Source organism: Prosthecobacter sp., from assembly GCF_049294395.1.
GTDB lineage: Bacteria > Verrucomicrobiota > Verrucomicrobiia > Verrucomicrobiales > Verrucomicrobiaceae > Prosthecobacter.
The window spans coordinates 1-7,173 of record NZ_JBAQCR010000306.1 but is presented as its reverse complement, the minus strand read 5'-3'; the positions used below and the strand labels follow the sequence as shown (position 1 = coordinate 7,173).

7 protein-coding genes are annotated in these 7,173 nt (G+C 61.4%); 2 read left to right on the top strand and 5 right to left on the bottom strand.

Features of this window, described 5'->3' with window-relative positions; all coding sequences use genetic code 11:
- Positions 1-19: 19 nt before the first annotated feature.
- The 3 genes from WAW39_RS20305 to WAW39_RS20295 form a co-directional block, all read right to left on the bottom strand.
- Positions 20-688 (bottom strand): ABC transporter ATP-binding protein, encoded by a 669-nt coding sequence (locus tag WAW39_RS20305; protein ID WP_422320989.1) that lies wholly within the window; start codon positions 686-688, stop codon positions 20-22.
- A gap of 13 nt (positions 689-701) precedes the next feature.
- The gene (locus WAW39_RS20300) at positions 702-1,943 is read right to left on the bottom strand and encodes a NupC/NupG family nucleoside CNT transporter (RefSeq protein ID WP_422320988.1); all 1,242 of its coding nucleotides are present in this window, start codon (positions 1,941-1,943) and stop codon (positions 702-704) included.
- A gap of 66 nt (positions 1,944-2,009) precedes the next feature.
- Positions 2,010-2,435, bottom strand: a complete 426-nt coding sequence (locus tag WAW39_RS20295) for a hypothetical protein (protein ID WP_422320987.1) — start codon at positions 2,433-2,435, stop codon at positions 2,010-2,012.
- Between the two features lie 651 nt (positions 2,436-3,086).
- Between WAW39_RS20295 and WAW39_RS20290 the strand changes: the two genes are divergently transcribed.
- Positions 3,087-4,004 carry a fibronectin type III domain-containing protein gene (locus tag WAW39_RS20290; RefSeq protein WP_422320986.1) on the top strand — a complete coding sequence of 306 codons (918 nt, stop codon included), beginning with the start codon at positions 3,087-3,089 and terminating at the stop codon, positions 4,002-4,004.
- 154 nt (positions 4,005-4,158) lie between these two features.
- Entirely contained in the window at positions 4,159-5,025 is an 867-nt protein-coding gene (locus WAW39_RS20285) for an SDR family oxidoreductase (protein ID WP_422320985.1), read from the top strand.
- 26 nt (positions 5,026-5,051) lie between these two features.
- Here the strand turns inward: WAW39_RS20285 and WAW39_RS20280 are convergent, their stop codons facing one another.
- Together WAW39_RS20280 and WAW39_RS20275 are read right to left on the bottom strand one after the other, a co-directional pair.
- On the bottom strand, positions 5,052-6,260 hold the full coding sequence (locus WAW39_RS20280) for an aminotransferase class I/II-fold pyridoxal phosphate-dependent enzyme (RefSeq protein WP_422320984.1): 1,209 nt from the start codon (positions 6,258-6,260) through the stop codon (positions 5,052-5,054).
- A 129-nt stretch (positions 6,261-6,389) separates the two neighbouring features.
- A partial coding sequence (locus WAW39_RS20275) for a hypothetical protein (protein WP_422320983.1) occupies positions 6,390-7,173 on the bottom strand: 784 nt, incomplete at its 5' end.

Here is a 7,173-nt window from a genome sequence, read left to right as displayed (position 1 = left end):
GCCAGATGGAAGGCGGTCCTCATGCGGTGGCGAGGTCCTCCATGCGAACGGTTTGATCAAAGAGCGGCAGCAGATTGGGATCATGCGTGACCATGACGAGGCAGGCGCCGCGTCGGCGCGTGTCTTCGAGCAGCATGTCCACCACAATGCGACCCCGTGCGGGATCGAGTGAGGCGGTGGGCTCATCAGCAAAGACGAACTGCGGCTCATGTACGAGCGCACGCGCCACGGCGACACGCTGGCGCTCGCCCTGCGAGAGATGCGAGACGCGCTTGTCCAGGTAGCGATCAATGTGCAGCCGCTGGGTGAGATCGAGCATCTTCGTGCGGACCGCCGCATTCGCCGTTCCACGGAACTGATGCGGCAGGAGGATGTTCTCAGTGACGGTGAGGTAGTCGAGCAGGGCGAAGTCCTGGAATACGAGGCCGATGTGCTGCAGGCGGAAGGCGCGGCGCGCTTCGTGGGTCATCGTTTCCATCTGTGCGGTGCCGAGGCTGACCTTGCCCGCCGTAGGAGTCAGCAGTCCGGTAAGCAGGCGCAGCAGGGTGGACTTCCCTGCCCCGCTGGGTCCGGCCAATGCGAGGGCCTTGCCGGCGGCGAGTTCGAGCTGCGGCACGTGCACACGAAAGCCCTCGGCCGAGTAGGCAAAGCGGAGGTCGGAGACATGGAGGCCGGTGGTTGCGGACATGCAGGCTCACTCTTTAAAGCAGCAATCCGGCGACACAAGCGGTGCAATAGCAGGCGAGCAGGCCGCCGAGCATGGATTTGACGCCGAGCTGCGCCAGTTCTCCCCGGCGCTCGGGCACCAGAGCGCCGATGCCGCCGATCTGAATGGCGATGCTGCCGAAGTTGGCAAAGCCGCAGAGCGCGTAGGTCGCGATCTCTGCACTGCGGGGCGAGAGGGTGCCGCCCTGCTGGCTGAGGTGCAGGTAAGCGAAGAATTCATTGAGCACCACGCGCTCGCCCAGCAGTGCCCCCACCTGCCCGCACTCGGACCACGGCACGCCCATGAGCCAGGCGCAGGGGGCATTGAGCCAGCCGAGCGCGAGCTGCATGGGCTGCGGCACATTTTGACCGAAGGCGCGCAGGCCGAGCGAGAGCATGTAATTAAAGAGCGCCACCACCGCGACGAAGGCGATGAGCATGGCCACGACGTTGATGGCCAGCTTCATGCCGTCGCTGGCTCCCGTGCAGAGCGCGTCGATGCCGTTCTCGGTTTCGCGTTCGATGACTTTGCTGGCACCGTGGGCGGTCTCGCTTTCCTCGGTCTCGGGGATCAGGATCTTCGACATCATCAGCGCGGCGGGTGCGCTCATCACGGAGGCGGTGAGCAGATGGCCAGCGGAGATGCCAAAGGACACGTAGGCCGCGAGCACCCCGCCGGCGATGGTCGCCATGCCGCCGACCATGAGGCAGAGCAGCTCGCTGCGGGTCATGCGTGGAAGGTAGGGCTTGATGACGAGGGGGGCCTCCGTCTGGCCCATGAAGATGTTCGCGGCGGCGGCGAGGGTTTCACTGCCGCTGGTGCGCATGACGCGGCGCATGACCCAGGCGGCCATTTTGACGACCCACTGCAGCACGCCGTAATGATACAGAAAGGAGGAGAGCGCGGAGACGAGGATGATGCTGCCGGTGATCGTCAGCGCGAGGATGAAGCTGTTATTCGGACCAAACGCGGCCTGCAGCGTGGTCGGTCCTCCCAGCGGGCCAAAGACGAGGCCCACGCCTTCATTGGCGAAGCCCAGCAGGCGGCGGAACATCTTGTCGAGCAGCGCAAAGGAATCGTGTCCGAACTGGGTGCGGAGGATCAGCACGCCAAAGGTGATCTGCAGCGCCAGTCCGCTCAGCACCGCCCGCCATGGAAACAGCCGACGTTTTTCCGAGAGCGCCCAGGCCAGCGCCACAAACACGACCAAGCCAAGCAGGCAGATGAGACGATCCATGATGCGGGCGAGAGTGGGTCAGCGGGGAGGATGGGTCAAGCGCTCAACTCGAAACCCGATCCCACTCTACCGGTTGTCCAGATCCCAGCCGCTGCGGCCAAACTCGTAGGGTTCATCAGCGCGGCCTTGGCCGGAGCTCCAGTCGATGGGAAAGGCCTGCTTGATCTGATCGTGGTATTTCGATGGATGAGCGTCGAGATGAAAAGGCACTCCGGGGGTGGCACGAATTTCCTGGGCGGAATTGTTGAGCACGGTTGGCTTCACATCCCAGTTCTTGCCGTTCGGGTAATAGAACTGCTTCGAGTCGTGATGGTAGTAGGCCTCGTAACGCGGGTAGTACGTGTAATTGCCAGAATTGCCGAGCCGGGGTGCCAAAACCGACAAACCCGCCGGATAACCGTAACCCCGTGTCGGCAGACCATACTGGATGTTGCATGCCGGGAGAAGGAGCAGAAGGGACAGCGCGAAGCAAAAGGCGGAGCGTGAGTGCATGGCCGATGATTAGCGGGATTCCGGCGGCAGGCAATGGAGCGGAGGCGGAATCACAAATACGCGAGGATAAAGAGAGGAGTCCTAGAAGTAGATTCGGCAATTCAGCCTCCCAACTTGTAACGTTCGCATTGTTTCATCTTTGAAATTGCAGGTGCCGAAAAGCAAGTGATGACGGGTGAGCCATGTGCCAAGTCAGTTTACGGTTAAATCGTTAACACATGACACAAACTTAACGATCTGGTCGTTTCACCTTGGCGAACTGGCTCTTTCGATCTGATCGTGACCGAGGAATTTTGTAACGATTGAAGCGTTTAATATGAGCCGATAGTATTTCTTCGCCTGCGGTCGTCTTGCATCGAAGATGCGAATCGATTACAAATCGCTCACCGATTATCGGTGAGTAACTACTGAGCGGTGAAACCGATAAACCGTAACGTCTGAACCGTATCTCTTTCTCAATAATTCACTGACTACCAATAAGTTTACATCAGCCAAGCTGTGAACTTCCTGAGAGAGCCTAGGGATGTCGCTTTTTTATCAATGATCAGTCGCCGACTGTCGTTCAATGATCATCGAGAAAGAACTGGGAGTGAGCGCACGATTGGCTCTCCCAGCAAGCACCGACTTGGAGAAACCCTCAGGCTTCCTGCCATGGCTACCAACCCCACCCCCACGAATGATGCGGAGCTGATGGTTCTCTGCGGGCAGGTTGTGCAGGGATGCTTGGAGCTTGAGGGCGAAATCGGGATCAAGCATACGCCAGCAGCGTTACTCCAGCAGTTGCTGGACAACGCCCATGCCTCCCTTTTCGAGGTCGACAAACAGAAGACTGAACGCAGTGCACTCCGGCGGGAGCTGCGGGAGCGGGATCTGGAAAGCGAACGAATCCTGAGCCACTGCCGCCTCCGACTGACAGCCCTGTTTGGCCATGGCTTCAATGAGCAGTGGGAAGCGGCAGGCTTTCCTGACCGGTCCACGATGGTGCCCGAGGTCTTCGCCAAACGTCTGGCGCTGCTCGCGCAACTGGCCGCCCACTTCACCGCGAATCCGCTGCACGAAAGCCAGGACATGCGGGCCACGGCGGCGATCTGCGAGGTCACCCATGAATCCCTCTCGCGGGTGCGTGAGGCCGTGGATCACCACAAGTCCGTCCTGGAAGCCGCCGTGCAGAAGAAAAACGCGGCGCTGAAGCGGCTGCGGCAGCGCCTGCGCAGCCTGATCGAAGAGCTGGGTCAGCTTTTACCCGCTGACGATGGGCGCTGGCGGCGCTTCGGTCTGAACCCGCCCGCAGGTGAGCCGCGGCCGGAGTCGGTGGCGCAGGTCATGCTCACCGCCGTGGGTCAGGGCACCCTCCGGGCGCAGTGGCCCCCTGCCCTGCATGCTCTGCGTTACCATGTGCAGATGAGGATGATGGGTGGTGGAAATTTTGCCACCCTGAGCACCGTCCCCGGCACCGAAACGCTGCTGCAAGACCTGCCGCCGGGTGAATTCATCGAGGTGCGTGTGATAGCGGCGAACTCTCTGGAAGAAGCCATCCCCAGCCCTGCCTCGGCAGCGCTGGTGGGTTGAGGCGCTGGGCATTCCCCAGAAGGAGGCGCGGTGAAAAGAGCGGCCCGAACTCGCTTTTTGGGCAAGATGGGTCAAGCGTCGGGCCTTGGCCTCCGGCCCTGCCCGACCGCACTAAACGGCGCTTCCCGCCCCCCCCTTTTTCACTCCTTTCCTCATGCCCGCCATCAGCACCGCCGTGCCACGCAACGTTCTCATCACCGGAGCTTCCACAGGCATCGGTGCAGCCTGCACACGCATGCTGGCTGCACGCGGCTGGCGGGTCTTTGCCGGAGTGCGCAAGGTGGCCGATGGCGAGGCACTTTTGGCGGGAGCCGAGGGGCAGATCATCCCGGTCATCCTCGATGTGACCAACCGTGAGCAAATCAAATCGGTGGTGCAGGAGGTTGGCGTGCAGTGCGGTGCGGCGGGGCTGCAGGGCGTGGTGAACAATGCCGGCATCGCGCTGGCGGGACCGCTGGAATTCATGCCGATGGAGGCCTTTGAAAAGCAGTTCGAGGTCAACGTGCTGGGATTGATCGCGGTGACACAGGCGGTGATGCCGCTGATCCGTGCGAGCCGGGGTCGCATCGTTTTAACGGGCTCCAACTCGGGATTCATGTGCGAGCCGTTTCTGGCGGGCTATGGGGCGACGAAGCATGCGCTGGAAGCCATCGCGGATTCGCTGCGCATCGAGCTGCGGCCATGGGGGATTGAGGTCGCTTTGATTCAGCCGGGGGCGATCAAGACGCCGATCTGGAGCAAATCGCGAGAGGCGGCGGAGCAGCTCTTCGTGGGCATGCCTCCCGAGTGCGAAAAGCTGTACTCAGCCCCCATCATCGCGCTGCGCAAGATGGTGGAGAAAGTCCCCTCCATGGCGATTCCGCCGGAGCGGGTGGCCAAGGCGGTGACGCATGCGCTTGAATCCCGCCGGCCCCGCACCCGCTACCCCGTCGGGCTGGATTCCGTGGTGGGTTCGCTGCTGGTGCGGATCGTGCCAGACCGCCTGCTGGACTGGGTCATCCGGAAGGTGATGGGGATTTAGACCGGTTGCGGCGTAACCGGGCGACTTTAAATGATGCCGAGTTCCTTGCCGATCTTCTCGAATTTTTCCAGAGCGCGGTCGATCTGAGCAAAGGTATGCGTGGCCATGAGGCTGACGCGAATCAATTCTTCACCGGGAGGAACACCGGGCGGGATCACGGGATTGACGAAGACACCTTCATCCTGCAGGCGTTTGCAGAAGATGAAGGTCTTCAGCGTGTCATTCACATAGACCGGGAGGATGGGCGTCTCGGTGGCACCGAGTTTGAAACCGAGGGCGAGCAGGCCCTGCTTCATGCGAGCGGTGTTGGCCCAGAGCTGCACCATGCGCTCGGGTTCGGCGATCATGATGCGCAGCGCAGCGAGCGCGGCGGCCACATTCGCGGGACTCATGCTGGCGCTGAAAACGAGCGGGCGGGAGTGGTGCTTGAGGTAGTCGATCGTGTCTGCTTCCCCGGCGATGAAGCCGCCGAGACTGGCGAGCGATTTGCTGAACGTGCCCATGATGAGGTGCACGTCATCCACGAGACCGAAATGCGAGGCGGTGCCGGAGCCATGCTCACCGAGGACGCCAATGCTATGCGCATCGTCCACCATGACGGCGGCGTTGTACTGCCTGGCCAGGGCCACCAGCTCGGGCAGCTTGATGATGTCCCCCTCCATGCTGAAGACTCCGTCCACCACGATGATTTTGGGAGATTCCGGCGGGAGGTGCGCCAGACGGCGCGCCAGTGACGTCATGTCATTGTGCGAAAAGAGAAAGGTCTTCCCGGGGGCCATCTGGCAGCCTGCGCCGAGGCTGGCGTGATTCGCCCTGTCTGCCAGGATGCAGTCCTCACGTCCAACGATGGCGCTGATGACGCCGAGATTGACCTGAAAGCCGGTGCTGTAGAGCAGCACGGCCGGCTTCTTCATGAGCTGAGCGAGTTCTTCCTCCAGCTGCACATGGATGTCGAGCGTGCCGTTCAGGAAGCGTGAGCCTGCACAGCCTGCACCGTATTTCTGCACGGCCTGGCAGATCGACTCCTTGATGCGCGGATCATTGGTGAGGCCGAGGTAGCTGTTCGAGCCCAGCATGAGCACCTGCTGACCATTGATGATGACCTCCGTGTCCTGGGCAGAGGAGATCTCCCGGAAGTAGGGATAGATTCCTGCGGCGCGGACTTCATCCAGAGCGCGAAATTTACGAACCTTGTCAAAGAGCGGGAGGGGAGTGGGCGAAGAAGCAGAAGGCATCGGAACGCAAATACGGCGCGAGTGTGGCACTGGAAAACCTGCTGTCCATGAACTCCTTATAAAGTGGATGGATTATGAGGAGCTGTTCAGAAACAACTGGTAATCAATAGGCGAAAAGCCTACCCAACCTCAATCGAGCGAGCGTTTCGGCGGAGCGATGGTCACAGCACCAGGAGCCCCCGAACCGGCACGCGGCGGTGTGGGTGCCAGGCGCTGGACTTCGTAGCCAGAGATGTTCACCGCGAGGTCGAGCTTGGCGAGGAATTCCCACGTTGCAGGCACCCCCACTTCATCGGCTAATTTTCGGGCTTCCAGATAGGCTTCAAAGGCATCCGGCATGACCTGGAAGACGGCCACGCCGTTGGGATCCGCCTTGATGTCGCGCATGAGGCGAATGTAGCCGGAGTTGGGCTGCTTCATGGCCTCAATGGTCTCGCCGCCGCCGCCTTTGGGCGTGAGGGCCAGTTGCACGTAGGGCAGCGTGGGCAGGACTTTCGGTTCGAAGCCGTAAGAGCCTGCCAGCAGCGGGCTGGAGGCCGCGCGTTGCAGCAGAGCCTGGATCCGCGTGGCATCGTAAATGGTACGAGCCTTGCTCACGTTTTCGATGCCTGGCATCTTGGCGAGATCGTGGAAGTACCCGAGCACATCCTTCGGTATCGCTTTGACTTCCTTGGTGGCAGCCCCCCAGGAGAAGGTGATTTTGCCACCGGCGGCGCTGGCCTTGATCACCGGCGGCGCAGGAGGACGGGCGGGATCAAGTTTAACCCAGGCCGTGACGTCCCCTTTGGTAGCGGCGACGATGGCTTCAGCCACGACCGCCATGGTCTGTCGCGTGGGAATGGCAATGTCAGCGATGTCACTGAGCAAAGCCTTGGTGGGCGAGATGCCGCCGGCCACCAGCGCCTTGTACGCC

Excerpts from the sequence above, each read along its gene's own strand:
- WAW39_RS20305 (WP_422320989.1), bottom strand. The coding sequence starts at position 688 with ATGTCCGCAACCACCGGCCTCCATGTCTCCGACCTCCGCTTTGCCTAC.
- WAW39_RS20300 (WP_422320988.1), bottom strand. The coding sequence starts at position 1,943 with ATGGATCGTCTCATCTGCCTGCTTGGCTTGGTCGTGTTTGTGGCGCTG.
- WAW39_RS20295 (WP_422320987.1), bottom strand. The coding sequence starts at position 2,435 with ATGCACTCACGCTCCGCCTTTTGCTTCGCGCTGTCCCTTCTGCTCCTT.
- WAW39_RS20290 (WP_422320986.1), top strand. The coding sequence starts at position 3,087 with ATGGCTACCAACCCCACCCCCACGAATGATGCGGAGCTGATGGTTCTC.
- WAW39_RS20285 (WP_422320985.1), top strand. The coding sequence starts at position 4,159 with ATGCCCGCCATCAGCACCGCCGTGCCACGCAACGTTCTCATCACCGGA.
- WAW39_RS20280 (WP_422320984.1), bottom strand. The coding sequence starts at position 6,260 with ATGCCTTCTGCTTCTTCGCCCACTCCCCTCCCGCTCTTTGACAAGGTT.